This window comes from Phenylobacterium sp. (assembly GCF_030681155.1).
Classification (GTDB): domain Bacteria; phylum Pseudomonadota; class Alphaproteobacteria; order Caulobacterales; family Caulobacteraceae; genus Phenylobacterium.
Genome location: NZ_JAUXXE010000069.1, coordinates 78,286 through 97,205 on the forward strand (window position 1 = coordinate 78,286; position 18,920 = coordinate 97,205).

Annotated in this window: 14 protein-coding genes; 6 read left to right on the plus strand and 8 right to left on the minus strand. The window is 65.6% G+C overall.

All coding sequences use genetic code 11. From position 1 onward, the window contains the following. The first annotated feature begins 36 nt into the window (after window positions 1-36). Complete coding sequence (locus Q8M13_RS18255) at window positions 37-1,713, plus strand: asparagine synthase-related protein (RefSeq protein ID WP_305301575.1); 1,677 nt, start codon at window positions 37-39, stop codon at window positions 1,711-1,713. Here Q8M13_RS18255 and Q8M13_RS18260 read toward each other — a convergent pair. From Q8M13_RS18260 to Q8M13_RS18275, 4 genes are read right to left on the minus strand one after another with little or no spacing between them, the layout of a single operon-like run. After that, window positions 1,649-3,808, minus strand: coding sequence for an Atxe2 family lasso peptide isopeptidase (locus Q8M13_RS18260; RefSeq protein WP_305301577.1), 2,160 nt, complete (start codon window positions 3,806-3,808; stop codon window positions 1,649-1,651). The genes Q8M13_RS18255 and Q8M13_RS18260 overlap by 65 nt on opposite strands. An 11-nt stretch (window positions 3,809-3,819) precedes the next feature. Next, complete coding sequence (locus Q8M13_RS18265; protein WP_305301579.1) at window positions 3,820-6,750, minus strand: TonB-dependent receptor; 2,931 nt, start codon at window positions 6,748-6,750, stop codon at window positions 3,820-3,822. Window positions 6,751-6,787: 37 nt separating this feature from the next. Beyond that, window positions 6,788-7,834, minus strand: coding sequence for a FecR family protein (locus tag Q8M13_RS18270; protein ID WP_305301580.1), 1,047 nt, complete (start codon window positions 7,832-7,834; stop codon window positions 6,788-6,790). Continuing rightward, complete coding sequence (locus Q8M13_RS18275; RefSeq protein WP_305301581.1) at window positions 7,831-8,364, minus strand: RNA polymerase sigma factor; 534 nt, start codon at window positions 8,362-8,364, stop codon at window positions 7,831-7,833. The genes Q8M13_RS18270 and Q8M13_RS18275 overlap by 4 nt, the downstream gene beginning before the upstream one ends. 522 nt (window positions 8,365-8,886) lie before the next feature. Here Q8M13_RS18275 and Q8M13_RS18280 point away from each other — a divergent pair. The 4 genes from Q8M13_RS18280 (at window position 8,887) to Q8M13_RS18295 (ending at window position 11,742) form a co-directional block, all read left to right on the plus strand. Next, the gene (locus tag Q8M13_RS18280) at window positions 8,887-9,336 is read left to right on the plus strand and encodes a helix-turn-helix domain-containing protein (protein ID WP_305301582.1); all 450 of its coding nucleotides are present in this window, start codon (window positions 8,887-8,889) and stop codon (window positions 9,334-9,336) included. Between the two features lie 76 nt (window positions 9,337-9,412). Next, window positions 9,413-9,970: an adenylyl-sulfate kinase gene (locus Q8M13_RS18285; RefSeq protein WP_305301584.1), complete on the plus strand. Its 558-nt coding sequence runs from the start codon at window positions 9,413-9,415 to the stop codon at window positions 9,968-9,970. Window positions 9,971-9,990: 20 nt separating this feature from the next. Further along, window positions 9,991-10,635: an ABC transporter transmembrane domain-containing protein gene (locus tag Q8M13_RS18290; RefSeq protein ID WP_305301585.1), complete on the plus strand. Its 645-nt coding sequence runs from the start codon at window positions 9,991-9,993 to the stop codon at window positions 10,633-10,635. 57 nt (window positions 10,636-10,692) lie between these two features. Beyond that, window positions 10,693-11,742, plus strand: a complete 1,050-nt coding sequence (locus Q8M13_RS18295; RefSeq protein WP_305301586.1) for an ABC transporter ATP-binding protein — start codon at window positions 10,693-10,695, stop codon at window positions 11,740-11,742. On the opposite strand, the gene Q8M13_RS18300 is transcribed toward Q8M13_RS18295, so the two are convergent. The 3 genes from Q8M13_RS18300 to Q8M13_RS18310 all read right to left on the minus strand — a co-directional run bounded on the left by Q8M13_RS18300 (window position 11,733) and on the right by Q8M13_RS18310 (window position 15,396). After that, entirely contained in the window at window positions 11,733-12,431 is a 699-nt protein-coding gene (locus Q8M13_RS18300) for a GntR family transcriptional regulator (protein ID WP_305301588.1), read from the minus strand. The two genes, Q8M13_RS18295 and Q8M13_RS18300, sit on opposite strands and share 10 nt — an antisense overlap. Before the next feature lie 89 nt (window positions 12,432-12,520). After that, window positions 12,521-13,477: a P-type conjugative transfer ATPase TrbB gene (gene trbB / locus Q8M13_RS18305; RefSeq protein ID WP_305301589.1), complete on the minus strand. Its 957-nt coding sequence runs from the start codon at window positions 13,475-13,477 to the stop codon at window positions 12,521-12,523. Continuing rightward, entirely contained in the window at window positions 13,474-15,396 is a 1,923-nt protein-coding gene (locus tag Q8M13_RS18310) for a type IV secretory system conjugative DNA transfer family protein (RefSeq protein ID WP_305301591.1), read from the minus strand. Before Q8M13_RS18310 ends, trbB begins: the two co-directional genes overlap by 4 nt. Before the next feature lie 224 nt (window positions 15,397-15,620). Between Q8M13_RS18310 and Q8M13_RS18315 the strand changes: the two genes are divergently transcribed. Further along, window positions 15,621-15,863: a hypothetical protein gene (locus Q8M13_RS18315; RefSeq protein WP_305301592.1), complete on the plus strand. Its 243-nt coding sequence runs from the start codon at window positions 15,621-15,623 to the stop codon at window positions 15,861-15,863. A gap of 54 nt (window positions 15,864-15,917) precedes the next feature. Here Q8M13_RS18315 and Q8M13_RS18320 read toward each other — a convergent pair whose 3' ends face one another. After that, a complete protein-coding gene (locus Q8M13_RS18320; RefSeq protein ID WP_305301593.1) occupies window positions 15,918-18,839 on the minus strand; it encodes an EAL domain-containing protein in 2,922 nt (973 codons plus the stop codon). Window positions 18,840-18,920 lie beyond the last annotated feature (81 nt).

The following is an 18,920-nucleotide window of genomic DNA, read 5'->3' on the forward strand; positions in this document are numbered from 1 at the left end:
GCGTTAGGCTGGCGGGTCCTCCCGTCGCCCGGAGCGGTGACGATCTGGGCCCGCAGCGGCGCCGATGATCGGCTTGCCGGCCACGCGCTTTGCGATGGGCGCCTCCTAGGTGTCACCGCCAGGCCCGCGCGAACCTACGCCGACGTGGCCGCCACGTGGGGCGCCTTTGTATCTGTTCGGGCCGAGCCCGAGGCGGGATCGGTCACCGTGCTGCGTGACTGCTCTGGAAGAATTCCCGCCTATTGGGCGCGCGCCCAGGCCCTCGACATCGTCTGCTCTCACATTGAGGACTTGGCCGCATACCGGACTGAAGGCTGGGACATCGACTGGGCGTATCTCACCCACATGTTGCTGGACGAGAGCATGCCGGCGGAACGGACCGGGTTCGCGGGCGTGCAAGAGATCTTGCCGGGCCAGGAGATCACCTTCTCGCAGGGCGAAGTCTCGCGGCGCATGGTCTGGCGCCCGACCGATGTCCTGACCGGGCGCTCGCCGAGCTACCCCGAGGCCGCCCACGCCCTCCGCCGCGCCGCCGAGATGTCGGTGGACCTTTGGACGTCGCGCTACTCAAGCCTGGCGCTCGACCTGTCGGGCGGGCTCGACTCTTCAGCCATGGTCGGTCTGCTGAGTCAGGCTCGGCGGCGCCCTGAGCTTGTTTGCCTCAACGCCGTTGTCGGTCACCCGGAAAGCGACGAGAGGGAATTTGCGCGTGCTTCAGCGCACTTGCACGGTGCTCGCTTGATCGAAATTTCCCTTGAGCATGAGATCGCCGACTATGAACGCACCCGTTCCGAGCACCTGTTGCCCCGACCTTCGACAAGGCTTCTGCGGATCGGCCTAGGTCGTTCGGCGCTCAAGCTGGCGCGCGCCGCCGATGCTCAGGCCTATGTAACCGGTCGGGGCGGCGATCAGCTGTTCTTCGACCAGGTTCCAGCCGCCTCCGCGACCGACTATCTCCGCGAAACCGGGAACCTCCTCGGTTGGCTCCGCTGCGCCTATTTCGCCAGTCGCCTCACGGGTGAACCACTGCCCAAGGTGCTCAGCCGCGCCTTCGATCGTCCATCCGCGGCGCAGCGGCTCTCTCGCCAGATGAACGGGTCGAACAGCCTTGTCAGTCTCCAAGCCTCTGAGGCCAGCGACGCCATGGCCTTCGTGCATCCCTGGCTCGTCCAAGCTGCAGATCAAGCCCATCCCGCAAAGCTCCTGCAGATCAGCCAGATTATCGAACTGCAGCGGCACTATGATCGTATCGGCCGGGCCGCGGACATCGACGAGATTCACCCGTTTATCTCCCAGCCGATGTTCGAAGCTTCGCTGCGCACGCCGGCCTATCTCTTCGCCCCAACGACAGTCCGCCGGCAGCTTCAGCGGGACGTCTTCGCCGATCTGCTGCCAGCGACAGTGGTCACCCGCCAGACCAAGAGCGGCACGACGAGTCACTTTGTCAGAACCATGGAGGCCAACCTGCCGTATCTGCGCGGCGTCCTCCTCGACGGTGAAATGTCTCGCCGTGGCGTCCTCGACCGCGCGAAGCTTGAAGCGCGATTGACCCTTCCGGCGCTGCGCAGCTCCACCTCGCTCATGGAGCTGGTTCGGTGCGTGATTGTGCAGCTCTGGCTCGACGAGGCGCAGACCTTTGTTGAACGTGTCACCGGCCCGATAAGTCCGGCGCAGCGGCCATCTCCTGGGATCCCGCCTCAGGGGTCGAGATGACAGGAACGGGCCTGTAGCTGCGCCAACGGGCGTACTGCTCTGGGTCCACGGGATCGGGGGCCTCCACGTCCTGAAGCCAGAACTGAAACCATTGCAGATTCCGCCGATTTTCGGCGTCCCGATGCGCCGGATGAAAGAAAGCGTGCGTCTCGTCAGGGAAAACATGCATTTCCAGCGGCTTCCCGGCGTCGGCGAAACGCCTGAGCGGCTCCATTTGCGATAAACGCAGGAACTCGGAGTCCGACGCGTTCACCAGGATCGGCGCGCGCACGCGCGCCGCATTGAAAGCAAGAGATAGGTTTCGGATGAGCGGTGACGGCGGCTTGTCCATTGGCGTGACAAGGTCGTCATCCTCCAGGAGCACGCTGAACGGGTCGCGGTTTGCGTAGTAGCTGGTGGGGTTCCAGCGCAGCCAGCCAAATGAGGCGGCTCGGAACCGATCTGAGTGGATAAGGCCGTAGGCCGCGGGGTTGAGGCCGTTGCTGAAACCGCCGACGCCGACACGTTGGGGATCCACCAGGCCGTCATTCGCCAAACGGTCGATGACAGCTTCCAACTGTCGAAAGGCCACGCCCTGGCTCGCGTTGCGATAAGTCTGGGCGACATAGTCCGGCCCGTGAAAGCCGGCCTCGGGCCCCCAGAGATTGTAGACGATCGCCGCCATGCCCTGAGCGGCCAGGACATGCGCCGGATAACGGCCAGCGATGTCGCCCCGGAGCGCGTCGGCAGGATTGTAGCCGATCAGCACCAACGGGTAGCGACGCCCTTTGACGTAGTTCAAGGGCTTCACGAGCAGGCCGTAGGTCGGATGTCCCTCCTCGTCGGTCCAATCCAGCCACGAGGTCTCGCCGAGCCTGACCGACGACCATTGCGGATTGGGGTCGAACAGGGTCGATGCCGCGCCCGTTCGCAGGTCATAGGAGACGACCATTCGCGGGGTGGAAGGCGTCTGCCGAAGACAGAGCAAGCGTCCTTCCAGCAGCGTGCAGGACGAAACCGTGTCCCGCGACGACATAACCGTTCGCGGCTTGGTTCGGCCCGGGCGCCACTCCAAGATCGTAAAGCCTGCCTCGTTGGGACCGTTTTGCCGACGGAAGTAGAGCGCGCCGCCGTCCGCGCGCCACCAGACTGAGGCGCGCCCATCGAGCCCTGGTGGAAAGTCCCCTTGGCAAAGCGCGCCGCAACGAAGTGGCGATGCGCCAGGCCGCAGCAGGCTGAGGCGGCGCGGCGGCCGATTGTACTGCTGATCAGGGTCAATGGGACGCAACTGGGCGACCCAGCCGCCCTTAGGCGCAGGGATGTCCTCCGATTGAGAGGGTGAGGCGTCGGTCAGGCGCAAATATGCCTGACGCTCGGCGTCGTCCGCGGGCCGTTCGACGCCCGTCCCCAGATCAAGACGCCAGATCTTCGGCTCACCATCTGTCAGCGCGTACGGGCGCCGGAAGGGACGATTGTGCTCATAGGACCAGCGGGTGGCCGGCCCAACAAGAAAACCGTCACGCGCCTCCTGTCGCTCAGCGGCCCCGAGAGCCTCACGCGAGGCGTCTGTCGCAAACAACAATCCTTGACCGTCAGCCGTCCATGCGAAGTCGCTGACATCTGCGCCGCTATGGGTCAGTTGCATCGGCGCGCCGCCCTCGCGGGCGCTACGCCAGACCTGCACCTCCCCGTTCATGGCGCGGAGATAGGCGATAAAGCGGCTGTCCGGCGACCATTGGGCCGGCAGGTTGAAATGGCGAGCCGGGGCGCCATCGAGGCTGACGCTATTGTCGAAGAGCTGCGGATCGCCCGCATCGCCGACATTGATCGCGTCGCCTGGCTGCGAGGTCGAAACAATGAACCAGGCGATCCGGTAGCTGTCGGCGGCGACATCAGAAGCCCTGAGCAAGGTCGCGGCCGAGCGACCATCAGGCGACACGTAGAGACCGCTCAGCTCACGCAGACTCATCAGATCGGCGACCGTGACGTCATGCAGCTCCGATTTCTTGGGCTGTTCGATCTTCAGCTTGGACGCGTCGAGGTGCGGCATAGCCGCGCTCGCACCTGAATTCAGGACGAAACTGGCCGCGAGCGCCATGGCGAGGGAGGCTTTCATGACGCGCCCGCCTACCAACGCTTGTCGATCGAGATGGAGACGATCCGCCCAAGCGCGCTGGCCAGTTCGGAATCATATCCCAGGGGGCCGGCGACGTTGGCGACGCTCGGCGGATTGCGCCCGAAGAGGTTCTGCGCGTCTAGCGACAGGCGAATTCCCTTCAGAGGACCCGAGGCGTCCGCCATGGCGTAGGACAGATGGGCGTCGACAGTGGTCCAGGAGGCGACATGCTGGGACGGCGAAAGCGTCGTATTTTCATAGTCGCCGACATAGTTTGCGGTGAGCGCGGCGTCCCACCCTCCCCGGCTCCATGTGATCCGCGCCAGTCCCGTCAAGTCGACCGGATTGTTGCTAGAGCTCCGACGATCAACAGGAGCGTCGGTGGCGATGCGCGCCACGGCGTAGCGATCAAGATAGACGAAATTCACCTCAGCTCCGAGATCGCCTAGCCTTGTTGGCCACCGATAGGCGGCCGAGACGTCGAAGCCTGACTGTTGGACGATGCCGAGGTTCTTCTGCCGATAGTCGATCACCGCAAAGATCTGCGAGGCTGGAACCGAGCCGAAGGTGTTGAAGGTTGGATCGGCATAGTAGGCGGCGACCGCCTCTGGACTCGGCGAGCGGCTCACCACCAATGGGTTTGGGCCGGTGGAGGCCAGGGCCGAGAGAAGTTCCTGCGCCGTGGCCCGTAGGATGCGGTCCCGGTACTCGACGTTGAAATAGTTGAGCTCGACCTGGAGCCCTTCGATCCAGCGCGGGGCGTATCGAAGACCAACGGTCCAGGTTTCCGCCTTCTCCGGGACCAGGTCCGGCGACGTACCCGAAAGCTGGATCACGTTCACCCGGCCTCCGGGAAGGCCCTGGCCGACGTACTGACGCACCAGGATGATGTTTCCGGAAGTGTTCTGCTGGGCCAGCGTCGGCGCCTTGAACGACGTTCCCCAGGTTCCGCTGACCCGCAAGTCAGAGGCCGGCGACCACTGAAAGCCAAGTTTGGGATTCACCGTCGAACCGCTGCCGGAATAGCGCTCGGCGCGAAGCGCGGCCGAGAGCCGCAAGTCGCTCACCCCCGGCAAGGCGTTGGCCTCACCGACGATCGGAACATAGGTTTCGGCGAAGGCGGCCTCGACGGTTCTGGAAAGCTTCGCCTTGATAGAGACAGGCGTCAGACTAGAGGTGAACTGCTCATTGAAACTGCGCAGGCCTTCGCGCCGCACCTCCGCGCCGACGGCGAGCCGCAGGTCGCCGGCGGGGAGCGCCAGCACCGGTCCGTCCGCCTGCAGGCCCACAGCCTCGAGGCTGCCGCGCGAGAAGAAATCGCTTCGGCCCCGAATGCGATTAAGGACCCCGGCGCTATTTGATCCAGCATCGCCGAACGGGTTGAAGGCGGCAGAAGGGTTGGGATCGGCCAAGGCCTGGTTCAGCAAGGCGGCGTTGGGAAGATCGTCATTGCGAAAAGAGACGCTGTTGCGGCTGATCAACCCGTCCAGCTCGGCGCTCCACCGGGCGGGGAGTTTGACCTCGACGGCCCCGTGCAGAGTGACGTCTTCGGACATCCCTCCAGTCGCCTGGGGACCAAAATCTCCCAGGAAACTGTAGAGCACGCTGGTCGTTTGGGCCGCCGGATCCGGGTTCACGAAGAACGGATTGATCCTGGGAACAGTGAGCGTCGACACCGCCGCCTCGGCCCGTCGGATCGATTTTCTCCGAGTGGCAAGCCCGTCGAGGGTGAGGGTCAGGCCGGGCGTCAGCTCCTGGGATATTAGGCCGGCGGCGCTGAGCTTACGGGTCTGCGGCAAGATGTCGGCGCCGGCCCAGCGTTCGGTGACGTTCGGCGCGCCGACCACGAGCCGCCCTGGCGCCAAACCAACCCCGTTCTGACCCTGCGGAATAGCGTAGGTGACCCCGCCAGCAGAGATGTTGCCCGGACTGGCGTTTGGGTTTTGCAGATTTGGCCCGCCGAAACGGCGCAGGTCGGCGGTGTAGTAGCTGCGCTCATCGGCCGAGAGGCGAGCTTGTTCAAAGTACTCGACAGCCAGGAACCCATGGCCGCCCGCCCAGGTCGCCCCGGCCGCGGTGCTGAGGCTGTAGCGCTCGAAGCCATCCCCAAATCCAGCTTGCGCCTTGGCTTCGACCCCATCGAAATTCTGTCGCAGGATGAAGTTCACAACCCCGCCGACCGCGTCGGAGCCGTAGATGGCCGAGGCTCCATCGACAATGACCTCCACACGCTCGATCGCGAGCAGGGGAATCTGCGAGATGTCGACAAATCCGCCGTAGTTGGCCTGCGCCAGGCGGTGGCCATTGACGAGGGAGAGGGTCGCATCGACGCCCAGGCCCCTGAGGTTCGGAGCGGTGGCGAAGCCGAGATTGTCCGGCGAGGCCTGCACCGAGCCACGGGTCTCCTGGGATTTTCCCAGGGAGACGTTCTGGGGCAAGGTCTGGATCAGGTCGGCGGCGCTCGATCGGCCCGCTCTGTCGATCGCGGCGCGGTCCAGAACCACCGCCTGTGACCCGACCGGCCCTGCGCCGGCGATACGCGTCCCGGTGACCACCACCTCGTCCAGGGTCTCATCTTGGACCGCGGCGACGGCCGCGTCCGACTGGGGGCGCGGTTCATCCTTCGAGAGGATCATGATCGCGCCGCTGGGCGTCGCCAACCAAGTCAGGCCAGATCCCCGCAGAAGCTGCGCAAGCGCCGCATCCGGCTCAGCACGCCCGACGACGGGATTGGCGGTGCGGCCGGCGACCTTGTCATCGGCGTACACCAACTGCGCGCCCGTCGTTCGTGCAAAGTCGTTCAAGGCCTGTGAGAGAGGCTTGGCTGGAATGTCAAAAGCGAAGGTCTGCGCCTCGGCGCAGGCTGGCGCCGACCAGCCGGCCGCGGCCACCGCGATCAAAGCCGTCGTACAAATGAAAGCCGTCCGCCGAGAGCCAACCATCGCAATCCCCCTTTTTCCCTAGGCCGGAAGCCGGCCGTCAGGGGGTAAGACGATGGGCTTGGCGATTTCCGACGCGAGGCGGGCGCGATTTCTCCTCGGCGCCCTTCAAGATGACCGAACCGTCCAGCGCGCGGTCGGCCTGGACCGGGAAATAAGCGCTCACCGCCTCGATGAAGGTGTCCGCGTCGCCGGCCGTGAAAACGCCGCTCACCCGCAGGCCGGCCACGGCCGGATCGAGAGCCACGATCTGATAGGGGCTATAGCGACTAACGCGTTCGGCCACATGGACCAGCGGTTCATTGTCGAAGACCAGCCGCCCGTTCTCCCAGGCCGTCGCCTGCGCCAGCGTCACGCGCCGCACTCGAGAGGGCGCCGCAGGACGGTCAAGCGCGGCTTGAAGCCTCTGACCGGGAGCGAGAACGGTCATGGTCCCCTGCCCGCCGCCGACGTCAGGGCGTGACCTCGCCACCGCCACCCGGCCTTCCAGCAGCGTCACCTCCACCGAGTGAGAACCACGATCCACGGTGAAGATCGTCCCGAGGGCCGTTACAGTCTGGTCGCCCGCGCGCACGCGAAAGGGTCGCTGGGGATCTGGGGCGACGTCAAATCGGGCTTGTCCGCGGACAAGCTCCACATCTCGTCGGTTCGCGTGCAGGCGCACCCTGATCACCGTGCCGGCGTCGAGCGTGACCCGGGTGCCGTCATCCAGCCGGGAAATCCGCCGTTCGCTTCGAGACGTCGAAACCACTTCGCCTGGCCACCCAAGGCCCGACCCGGAGAAGCTCGCGGACACCGCAAGCGCCAGAACCGCGGCAGCCGCGAGCAGATGTGAGGCTGCTGGACGCCTGGGCCGGCGCGTGAGGGCGCGCCGACGCGCCTCCGACAGTTCCGGGGCGGTCGCTACGCCCTCCATCACCGCCCAGGCGGACTGGACCCGCCTCCACGCCTCGCCGTGCGCAGTCGAGGTGCTCAGCCAGGCCTCGAAGTCGGGACGAGTCTCCAGCCCGGCCTCTGTCAGGGCGAGGCGCCAGGCCGCCGCCGCCTCCAGAGCCGCCGGCGGAACGTGTTCGTCGGGGTCGGTCATCGGGTCGCGCCCAGCTTTCGCGCCAAATGCAAGGTCGCGCGCATCAGGCGCTTTTCCACCGCGCCCTGGCTGAGACCGATGCGAGCGCCGATCTCTCTTTGACTGAGCCGCTCGAAGCGGAAGAGTACGAACGCGTCGCGCGTCGCGCCGCCGAGCTCATCGAGCCCTTCGATGACCAGGGCCAGATCCTCACGGCCTAGAAGCACTCTTTCAGGCGTTAGATGATCGGCGGGCGCCGCGGGCGCCGCGGCCTCGTCGTCAAGGCTGAGGAGGCGGTCCTCCCCCAGCGCCCGGCCACGCGCACGATCCTTCAGCAGGTTCGCCGCCACGCGAAAGACAAAGGCTCCTGGATTGGCGAGGTCCGAACGGTCCGCGCCCAGTAATCGCAGGAAGGTCTGCTGGGTCAGATCCTCAGCTTCGGCCCGGTCGCCGACGCGATTGAGGAAGTACCCCATCAGGGGCCGCCGAAAGCGAAGATCGAGATCGGCTGGAACCAGTCCGGCCGTCTCGACGGGTTGAAGCGCCGACATGATGAAGCCCGGAGGAAACGAAGCCGCCAGGGTCCAGCTCGGGTCGATGAACAGTCAATGCGGAGCAATCAACAATTCTGCTCATTCTATTAGTATATATGTTCAATGCTCTTGAATATTGAAGTTATATCAAGGGGCTCATCCGGCAAGTTTCTCCGATCATGAGATTATCACAACCTCTCTTTTCTCCTTAATGGAGGATTTTTCGCTTATCTCTCGGCGCTTGAAGAAGCGAGGATTGATTCCCCGGTCACTTACACCTGTACAAGCCCTCGGCCTGGCGCCATAGTTTGGTCGAGGACGGCGGCTCGATACCGTCGACCTTCCGCGCAAATGCGTGTTTTGAAGCGCTGGACTCTTCCCCGACCTGTCGGGCGGCCCGCGAAATACAAGACCGGCCCCGAAGCGAACCCACGCCTCGGAGCGGGAATACGTGGGGCGTGCTCACCCCGGTGCTTCGCACGTATCGAACCGCCCGGCTTCGTCGTCGGCGGGCGCGGCCATGCATGGGAAACACATCAGATGGCCAGACGGCCCCGGGGCGAAGGCCCTCATTACGTGGACCTCCACGTAGGTGCGCGGATTCGTAGTCGCCGGAAAAGCCTGAGGCTAAGCCTGGAGGGCTTGGCCGCCGGCCTTGGCATAAGCCATCAACAGCTCCAGAAGTACGAGACTGGCGGCAGCCGGATCACGGTCCCAATGCTCTACGACATCGCCGGCGCGCTTCGCGTGCGGGTCAGCGATCTCTATGAGGGCCTGCCACATCCCAGCGACATCGCACGCCTCGATCCAAGACGGCGCGACTGCGTGGAGCAATTCCTGGCCGCCCCGGGAGGACCTGACCTCATGGCGGCCTTCATCGCCCTGCCGCCCCACCTCCAGCGACCTTTGGTCGCCATGGCCCGCGCCGCGGTCAACACCGAGACCGCGATCACCGGGCCAGACGCCGAGGCGGCCGGCGATCCTCAATAGAATATAGACCTCGCGCGTCGGGGCGGCTCCGGGGTCTGCTGGGCCTCCGTATAGCTTCGCGACCGAGGATGATCCCATGGGGCGCTTTGTCGAGGCGCGCGCCTCGCCCGAACAAGTCCATAGCGGCGCCGTCTATTGGATCACCGGCCTGCCCGGCGTCGGCAAATCCACCCTGGCCCGCACGCTCAGCGCCCGGCTCGGACTCGCCAGGCCCGTCGTGCGCCTCGACGGCGATCGGCTCCGGCCCATATTGGGCGCGCGCTACAGCTTTGGCCTCGCCGATCGGCGGGCGATGGCGATGACTTACGCCAGGCTCTGCCATGAATTCTCGAGCCAGGGCCCCGACGTGGTCTGCGCCACTGTCTCCCTGGTTCACGAAGCCCAGCGCTGGGCCCGCGGCCACATCGGCGACTATCGGGAGATCTATCTGCGCGCCGAGCCCGACGTCCTCGCGCGGCGGCTTCCCAAAGGTCTGATCGCCGCCGCGCGCGCCGGCCGACTTCGAAACGTGCCCGGCGTCGACCTGCCCATTGAGGAACCGGAGTCCCCAGAGGTGGTCATCGATGACGACGGGAGCTGCAGCGCCGAAGAGATCGCCGCCATGGTCGTCGCCCGGCTTTGGCCCGCGCTGTGACCCACGCGGCGTTCGCGTCGATGTGGGCGGCTGTGAGCAGGGCCTGCAATCGCCGCGTGCTCTTCTGGTTTGCGGCGACGATCTGCGTGGTGAGCATAGGGAGCGTGGCCGCGGGCCTCGCTCCCTTGGCCCTGAAGCGGCTGGTCGACGCGATCAGTTCCGGCTCCACGCCGGCCGCGACGATGGTTTGGCCACCGGCCGCCTATGGCCTTGCTCTCCTACTTCAACGGCTCGGAGAACAGCTCCAGGCCTATTGCTACGGTCGCGGCGAGCTGGCGCTCATCCGCCGTTTCAATGTCAGCGCTTTCGAGCACCTGCTGAGATTGCCCTTGATCGTCCACCTCGACGCCAGGCCCGGCGCCCTAGCCCAGACCCTGGCCGAGGGGGTCCTGGGTCTACGTCTCATCCTCACCCATCTGGTCGTCACGCTTCTTCCCGTCCTCGTGCAACTGGCTGTCGCCGGTCTCGTCGTGAGCGCCGAGCTTGGTGCGGATACGCTCCTCATCCTGGTCGCGGCTCTGATTGCCTACACCGGTGTGTTCGCGGTGGGGGTCCGGCGGCTGGACAAGCCGGCCCGGGGCGTTTCGGCCGCCAGTATCGCGGCGGCGGGGGCCCTCAGCGACAGTCTTATCAACGTCGAAGCCCTGAAGAGCTTCGTCGCCTAGGGTCCATACGCCCAGCGCTACGATGAGGCGCTGGGACGCGCCGAGGGCCAATGGCGAGTGTTCCACCGTCGCCGGCTGGAGCATGGGGCGGCCGTGGCCCTGGTGTTCTCGGCCACCGTCGCGCTCGGCCTGGCCCTAGTCTCGCGGGACGCCGTTCAGGGCGGGGTTTCGCTTGGCGCGGTCGTAATGCTTAACGCCTATCTGCTGCAGCTCATGCGGCCTCTCGAAATGCTGGGCTTTGCGGCGAGGGACCTCGGCCAGGGACTGGCCTATCTCTCCAGCCTCTCGCATCTTTTGGCCCAACCCACCGAGGCGCAGCGACCGCGCGAGGCTGGGACGGCTTCGAAGGGGCCGGCCGACCTGGAATTCGACAATGTCAGCTTCAGCTTCAACGCCGAGCGGGTCGCCCTGCGGGAGGTCAGCTTCCGTGCGTCGGCCGGAGCGACCCTCGCCGTGGTCGGCCCGTCCGGAGCCGGCAAGTCCTCCCTCGTCCGCTTGATACTCGGCCTTTACACGCCGAGCGGCGGCGTCATCCGGCTCGATGGCCGGCCGATCTCGACCCTCGCCCTGGAGGACCTCCGAAACCAGATCGCTGTTGTCGCCCAGGACACGATTTTGCTCGACGATAGCCTCGCGGCCAATATCGCCCTGGGCTCGGCCGCCGCCGAAGCGCAGGAGATTGCCGGCGCCGCCGCGGCCGCACAACTCTCCGATCTCGTGGCTCTGCTTCCCGAAGGCTTGCGGACCCGCGTCGGGAGCCGCGGCCTCAAACTGTCGGGCGGCGAAAGACAGCGCGTGGCGATCGCGCGCGCGGCCTTCAAGCGGGCCCGCTTGCTGCTCCTGGACGAGGCGACAGCTTCGCTGGACCCAGTAACCGAGCAAGCGGTCTGGCGAGATCTCGCAGCGCTCGGCGAAGGCGCGACAAGATTGATCGTCACCCACCGCCTAGCGGCGGCGCGCCAGGCCGACGAAATCCTTGTCCTCGACCAGGGCGCGATCGTCGAGCGCGGAGACCACCGGGCGCTTCTGGAGGCAGGGGGCCTGTACGCGCGGCTCTGGGACGAACAGCACCGAGCAGCGGCCTCGGCGCCCTGGGCTCATGGATAGGTCGCCTGGCCGGTCACGGCGCTGGCCGCCTCAATAAGCGCCGGCAAGCCGCGGCGGCGCTCGGCCAGATGCTGACCCACGATCGCCGCGGCCGTGGTCCCGTCCAAGGCCAAGACCGCCGAGGCGAGCCCCGAAACGCGCAATCGCGCCGTTTCGATTTGCTCGGGCGTATCCAAGGCCAGGCGGCGGACCAGTTGCGTCCGATCCATCAGGATCGACATCAGCGCGTCGAGGACCGCGTTGCCATTCCGCTTGACGATCGCCCTGCCGACCTCGGCGATCAATTCCGACAGCTGTCGCGAAATGTCAGGCGAGTCAGCCGGTTCCAACAAGGCCGGCGCGGCCCGCTGTTCGACGACGTCGAGAATATCGGGGGCCGAGCGCGCCAGGCTCCGCAGACAGGCTTGGAGGCTGATGGCGATGACCTCATGAAGATCGTCCTGCTCGTGCAACGTCACCGGTTTGGTGAAGTAGCCCTTGCTCGCTTCCCAGGTGAGGAACCCCTCGGCGGAAAGACGAACCAAGGCCTCGCGCACCGGCGTTTCGCTGATGCGGTAGTGCGCCGCCAGGCCCGTGGCGGACAGGCGCCGGCTGGGCCTCAACTGGCCGAACGCGATGGCGCGTCGAAGATGGCCATAGGCCGAGGCTGATTTTCCGAGCAGGTTGCTCGAGACTGGAAAGGCATCCATTCGACCGCCGATCCGGGGGCGGAGGCGCCACCCAGGCGTGAGCGTACAGTCGCTGATGATCGAATGGAATTCCGTAGAAATACCGCGCCCTAATCCGCGTCGTGGACTTGGTAGGCGCCCTCTGACCAACCTTCGACACGTACCAAGGCCTCCAGGACGCGCCCGCCAGGCGTGCGTTTCAGGAATGCGATCAGGTCGACCGCCTGGCCAATGGCGCGGCGCGGAATCTGAGCGATCACCTCCCCGATCAGGTCTTCGAGGCGCGAGAGGGCTTCCAGGGCGCTGTTGGCGTGCAGGGTGGCCAGGCCGCCTGGGTGGCCGGTGTTCCAGGCCTTCAGCATATCGAGGGCGCTGCCGTCGCGAACCTCTCCGATAACGATCCGGTCGGGCCGCAAGCGCAGGCTTGCCCGAACCAGATCGGCCATGGCCACCGGGGGGTCGGACCGCTTGGTGAGCAGGGGAAGCTGATCGAGCGCCGAGCAACACAACTCCGGGGTGTCTTCGATCAGGATGACCCGATCCTGCACATAGGCCGGCAAGGCGAGAATGGCGTTCGCCAAGGTGGTCTTGCCGGTGCCGGCGCCTCCGGCGATCAGTATGTTCCACCGCTCGCCGGCCGCGCGCGCCAGGATATCGGCCTGGAGTTCGCTCATGACGCCTTCTCGAACATAGTCGGCGAGGGTGAAGACGGAGGCCGGCCGCTTCCGGATTGAAAAACTCGGGCGCATGGCGACAGGCATGTAGACGCCCTGAAAGCGCTCACCGGTCTCCGGCAGGGTGGCGCTCACCAGCGGATGGTCGCGGTTCACGACCTCGCCAACATGGTCGGCGAGCAATCTCATAATACGCTCGGCGTCCGCGGGCGCCATATGCTCGCCGCTGAACCCCCGCCCCTCCCCGGCTCGCTCGATCCAGATGCCGCCATCGGGATTGACCATCACCTCGACCACTCTCGGATCGGCCAGAGCGGCGCGCAGAACCGGCCCCATCGCCAGGCGAAGCGCCTGGAGTCTTCGGTCAGCCGCTTCAAGCGACCGGCCAGTCATAGGCCGTCATCCTCGTCGTTATGGCCAAGGTCGGCGACGTCCATCCGCGCCGTCTGGTCGGTCTTGGCCTGGGTCGGACGAAGCGGCGGTACATAGGACCGGGCCGCCCGCACCCCGAGCCAGTCGATCCGCGGCGGACCTGGCGTATCCAGCGTCTCGCGAGATTGCGCGAGCACTGCGCGGGCGCCGCCGAAGAAGTCGCGCGTGCGCGCCGCGAACTCAGGCTCTTCGTAGAACCGAACCTTCTCGGCAAGGAACGGCTTGGCGTTGTTCACGAACAGGAACTGCTGATCGGCGTTCAGGCCGCGGACGTCCTGCTCGGCCAAGACATAGCGCTCGCTCTCGGCCTGGGTTCGACTGCGCGTCCCCTTCCCGAACGCCAGGCGCGGATCGCTGAAGCTCTCCCGCATCTCCAGCGACTTGCCCGCCCGCTTGACAATGCGTTCGATGCCGCCGGGCTCGGAGCTCGCGAACGCCGCCGTGACATGACAGTTGTCGAAGATCGAGGTGTGCGGGCCGTAGTGCCTGACGACGTCGTTGAAGCTCTGACAGATCAGATGCGCCGACAGACCATAGCCGGCCATTTCGCCAAGGGCGTTTTCGAGAAACGGGAGGCTGCCGAGTTTCGGGAACTCATCAAGCATCATGAGGATGCGATGTTGCTTACGCCGCCCGCGGCCGTCGGCGTCAATGGTCTCCATCAGGCTGGCCAGGCTCTGGCGCAACATCACCCGGGCCAGGAAGGCCAGGCGATCGGCGTGAGCCTGAGGCGTGATCAGGTAGAAACTGACCGGCGCGTCCGCGCAGGCCAGATCGCCCATGCAGAAGTCCGACCAGCTGGTCGCTTCGGCGACCAGGGGATCGGCCCAAAGGGCGAGCGATCGTTGGGCGGTGGCGAGCACGCTCGAGCGCACGCGGTGTTCCATCGCCCGAAAAGCGGTCGCGCCGAGCCAGACTTCCGGATGAACCTCGGCGATGGGCTCGCCGAATTGGTCGCGCGCCAGGCCGTCCGGCGCGTCGCGATCCGGACGATGCCGGTGCAAGGTCCCCAGCATGGCGTCCAGGGTCGGCTCGATATCGATCAACAACCGCCGCACAAAGCTGAGGTTCTTGTCCTCGTTGGCGGCTGTGTAGAGCACGTGCAGGATCACGCCCGTGAAGAAGCTGGCGGCGCTCTGATCGAAGAAATCGAGATGTCCGTTCCGGCTGCCCAGGGGATCGACCAGGATGCCGACGATGTTCTGTATGTCGGCGACCTCCAGCTCACCTTTGCGCACCTCGAACAGCGGGTTCCAACGGGCGGTGTTGGGATCTGTCGGCGCAAAATAGAAGGTATGGGAGAAGGTGTGGCGATGATCGGCCGTGATGTGCCACAGCTCGCCCTTGCGATCATAGACGAAGAGACTTTGGTCCCACGCCAGCAGGGTGGGCACGACATGTCCCGCCCCCTTGCCTGAGCGCGACGCCCCGACCACGATGCAGTGCTCCGCGCCTGTAAAGCTCAGCAGCCTGCCCTTGAGCCGCCCGAGCACGCGCCCGGCGGCGGCTTCGCCGTTCAGCAGCCTGGCCATGCGGGCCTCCGCCAGCCCGCCCCAGGCCTCGGCCCCGAAGACTTTGGGTCTGGCCACGAACCGGCGTGTCAGGGCCAGGCTGAACATCAGCGGTCCCAGAAACACCGCCATGCCGATCGCCGCGGCCTGATCGAACACTGCAGGATAGGCGGCTGCGTAAGGACCCAGCCAGGGCAGGATCGACCAGGGGGCGTAGACCCGCGCCGATCCGATCTGACCCCAGACAGGTCCCAGGGCCTCGGCATATCGGAGCTGGTGGGCGGCCAGTTGAGTGGCTGCGGCCAGGGCGAGCAGGATCAAACATATCGCCGCCGGGACAAACCATCGCAGTTTGGCGGCCAGGGCCATGGAGCGCCTTCATCTGAGAACCGGCCCACCTCACAAGCTTCGACGCGCCCTGCCAATTCCGCAGTTATACGGGGCGAACATCCTCCATTCTCCGGCATGATCGAGATCGGCGCGTCGACACCGCCGTCCCCGTCTTGAACCGCACTGACCCTCGGGCGTTCACGTCGGGACGAACGGCCCGGCGCCTCCAAAGCGGGGGCGCCCCGGCCACTAGAGGATTCAACATGCCCATCAATCGCGACGCATCCGAAACCCCGATCAATGCGACGCGCGCGAGACAAGGACGCATGGGCCGGCCCATCGTCGTGATCCTCGTCATATCGACGCTGCTGGCGATTATCGCCCTGTTCGCCGCCTGGGGCTGGCGCGCCGATGATCTTGCGTCCACCGCGCCCGACAACGCCCGACAACCGTCGGACGCGGCGGAGTTCGACGCTCCGGCCCCCGCAGCTCAGCAAACGCCCTAGGCGCTTTCGCTCCCGCGGCCGCCAGCGCGCGAGCCTCGTCGCGGCCTCGGCGAGCTAGTGGATGATGCTGGACGTGTTCGCTGCGACCGCGTTCGCCGCTATGACCTCCAGGACGTTTTCGGCCGGCACGGGAAGGCTGAAGTAGTATCCCTGGCCTTCGGTGTAGCCTTCTTCCAGCAGCGCCTCGACCTGGTCGGCGGTCTCGATGCCTTCCGCCGTCATGGTGAGGCCCAGCCCAGCCGCCAGGCCCGCGACGGCGCGCACGATCGCACGCGCGCCCATCCCGGCCGGCAGGTCGCCGACGAACGAACGGTCGAGCTTCAGTTTGTCGACCGGAAAATGTCGCAGATAGCTGAGCGAGGAATAGCCGGTGCCGAAATCATCCAAGGCGATCCTGACGCCGAGGCTACGGAGTTCGGTCAGAATCGCCAGGTTGGCGCTGCTGTCATGCAGGATGACCGACTCGGTGATCTCGAGCTGAAGCCGCCGGGGGTCGAGGCCGGCCTTCGCGCAGGCTTCGGTGACCGTCCCCACCAGCCCCTGCCCCCGGAACTGCAAGGGCGATAGGTTCACCGCGACATCGATGTCGCTTGGCCAGTCAACGGCGGCTTCGCATGCCTGGTTGAGGACCCACGCGCCGATGGATGTGATGAAGTCGTTTTCCTCGGCGACCGGAATAAACTGATCGGGGGCGATCAGTCCTCGCTCCGGGTGCCGCCACCGGACGAGCGCCTCGAAGCAACTGATCTTACCGGACTGCAGGTTGATCAGCGGCTGATAGTGAACCTCGAATTCGCCGCGTCCCAGCGCCCCGTGCATGGCGATCTTCATCGCCTGGCGCTCCTGCAACCGCTCGTGCATCTCCGGTTCGAACAGACGATAGGTCCCGCCGCCCTCGCCCTTGGCGCGATAAAGCGCGGTATCGGCGGCGCGCAGGAGTTGCTCGGGCAGCTCGGAATCCGCGGGCGCCAGGGCGATCCCGATGCTGACCCCGATAAAGATCATGTTGCCGTCGAGGTCGAAGGGCTCGGCGAGGTCCTTGATGATACGCTCGGCCAGATCGACGGCGTCAGCGGGACGGCGGATATCGGCCTGGACGATAGCGAACTCATCGCCCCCGAAACGCGCGATCGTGTCAGATCCGCGAATGTTGCTCTTCAGGCGCCGCGCGACCAGTCGCAATAGCGCGTCGCCCTCGGCGTGGCCCAGCGTATCGTTCACCTCCTTGAATCGATCGAGATCAAGAAACAGAACCGCGGCCATCTTCGTCGGGCCTTCGGCAAGTATCCTGCCCAATTCTTCATTGAACAGCAGCCGGTTGGGCAATCCCGTCAGCGCGTCGTGGCGCGCCATATGGGCGATCTTCTCCTGGGCGATCAGCCGTTCTTGATCGGCTTGCCGCCGTTCGGTGATATTCCGGAAGAAGAGCGATAGCCCTTCGCTGGTCGGATAGGCGTGGATCTCGAGCCACTCGTCCAAGGCTGGGAGATAGGACTCAAACGACACTGTGCTCTGGCTGGCGAGAGCCTGGGCGAAGCGCTGGCTGAAAACGCCGCCGCGTTCTTCAGGAAACAGCTCGCCAAGCTTCTTGCCCAGTCGAGGCTCGAAAGCTTCAAGCTTGGTTTCCGCATTGCGGTTCAGATAGGTGATGTGACCAACGCGATCGACGCCGATGACGCAGTCCGTGGTGCTCTCCAGCACGGTGGAGAGGCGAGCGGCGGCCCTTTGCGCCTCGGCCTCGGCCAAGCGTCGCTCTGTGATGTCGAGCACGGTGCCGACATAGCCGATGAACGCGCCGTCTGGTCGAAACCGCGGCTCACCCGCATCAATCACCCAAAGCCAGCTCCCTGAGACATGTCGAAGCCGGTATTCGGACCGGAAGGGCCGGGCGGCGGCGGCGGCCCGGTCATAGGCTTCGGCGACACCGCCCCGATCATCGGGATGCACCGCCTCGAGCCATCCGGCGCCGAGGGCGTCGGCCACGGGCTGCCCGGTCTTTTGGTACCAGAGCTCGTTGAGAAAAGTGGTCGAACCGGTCTCATCGCTCACCCAGATCATGACCGGGGAATAGTCGGCGAGATCGCGGAACTCCTGAACGCTGACCTCCAGAGCGGCCTCGGCCAGTTTGCGATCCTGAATGTCTTCCAGCGTCCCGTACCAACGCAGGACCTGGCCTTGCGGATTGAATCGCGCCGCGGCCCAGGCCCGGACCCAGCGATAATCCCCGTGCGTCGTCCTCAGGCGATACTCGGCGTCAAACGGCTCGCCTGTCGCCAAAGCCTTGGCCCAGAGATCGAGCGTGGCTCCCAGGTCGTCGGGATGCAGGGCGTCGAGCCACCCCCCCGCGCTCGCCTCCTGGAGGCTCGTGCCGACCTGCGTTTCCCACCGGGGCCCAATCTCAAGGATCTGGCCGTCGGGACCGGCCGTCCACGGGATTTGAGGGCTGAGCTCCAGCGTATAGCGATAGTTCTCTTCGCTCTCGCGTAGCTTCAGCTCCGCTTCCAGCGCTTGAGTCACATCCTCCACAACGGAGAGCACGAAGGTGGCGTCGTTCGGCGGCGTCCCCAAGGTCAGCCTCCGATTGCGAGACCTGACCTGGTGCTCGCGGCCGGTCGGCGACCGCAGGGTTGCACTCCAATCAACCACACCCCCGCGCGCCAACACCTCGTCGTCGGCGGCCCACTGCGCTCTGGCCTGTTCTTCGGGGAAGAAGTCGAAGGACGTGCGGCCGATAATCTCCTCGCGCGATCTGCTTGCAAGCGCGCAAACCGCCGCGTTGACGGCGACCCAACGATGGCCGCTATCCTTGATCACGACGGGATCGGGAAGGGCGTCGATCAGACACTGCAGCGATCTGACCGCGTCGGATTCGATCGCGTCCCAAAGCGTACGCCGGTCGGATCGAGGCGTCGCGAGCTCACCGTAGGTCGCGTAGTCGACATCCTGTGGATGTGCAGCCCCGTCGTACTGACCCATACTCGTTAACCAAGAAACCCAATAACTTAAGGAAAGAAGTCCATTCTCTCACCCTCATTCTAAGAGTCGCTAGGGCAAATG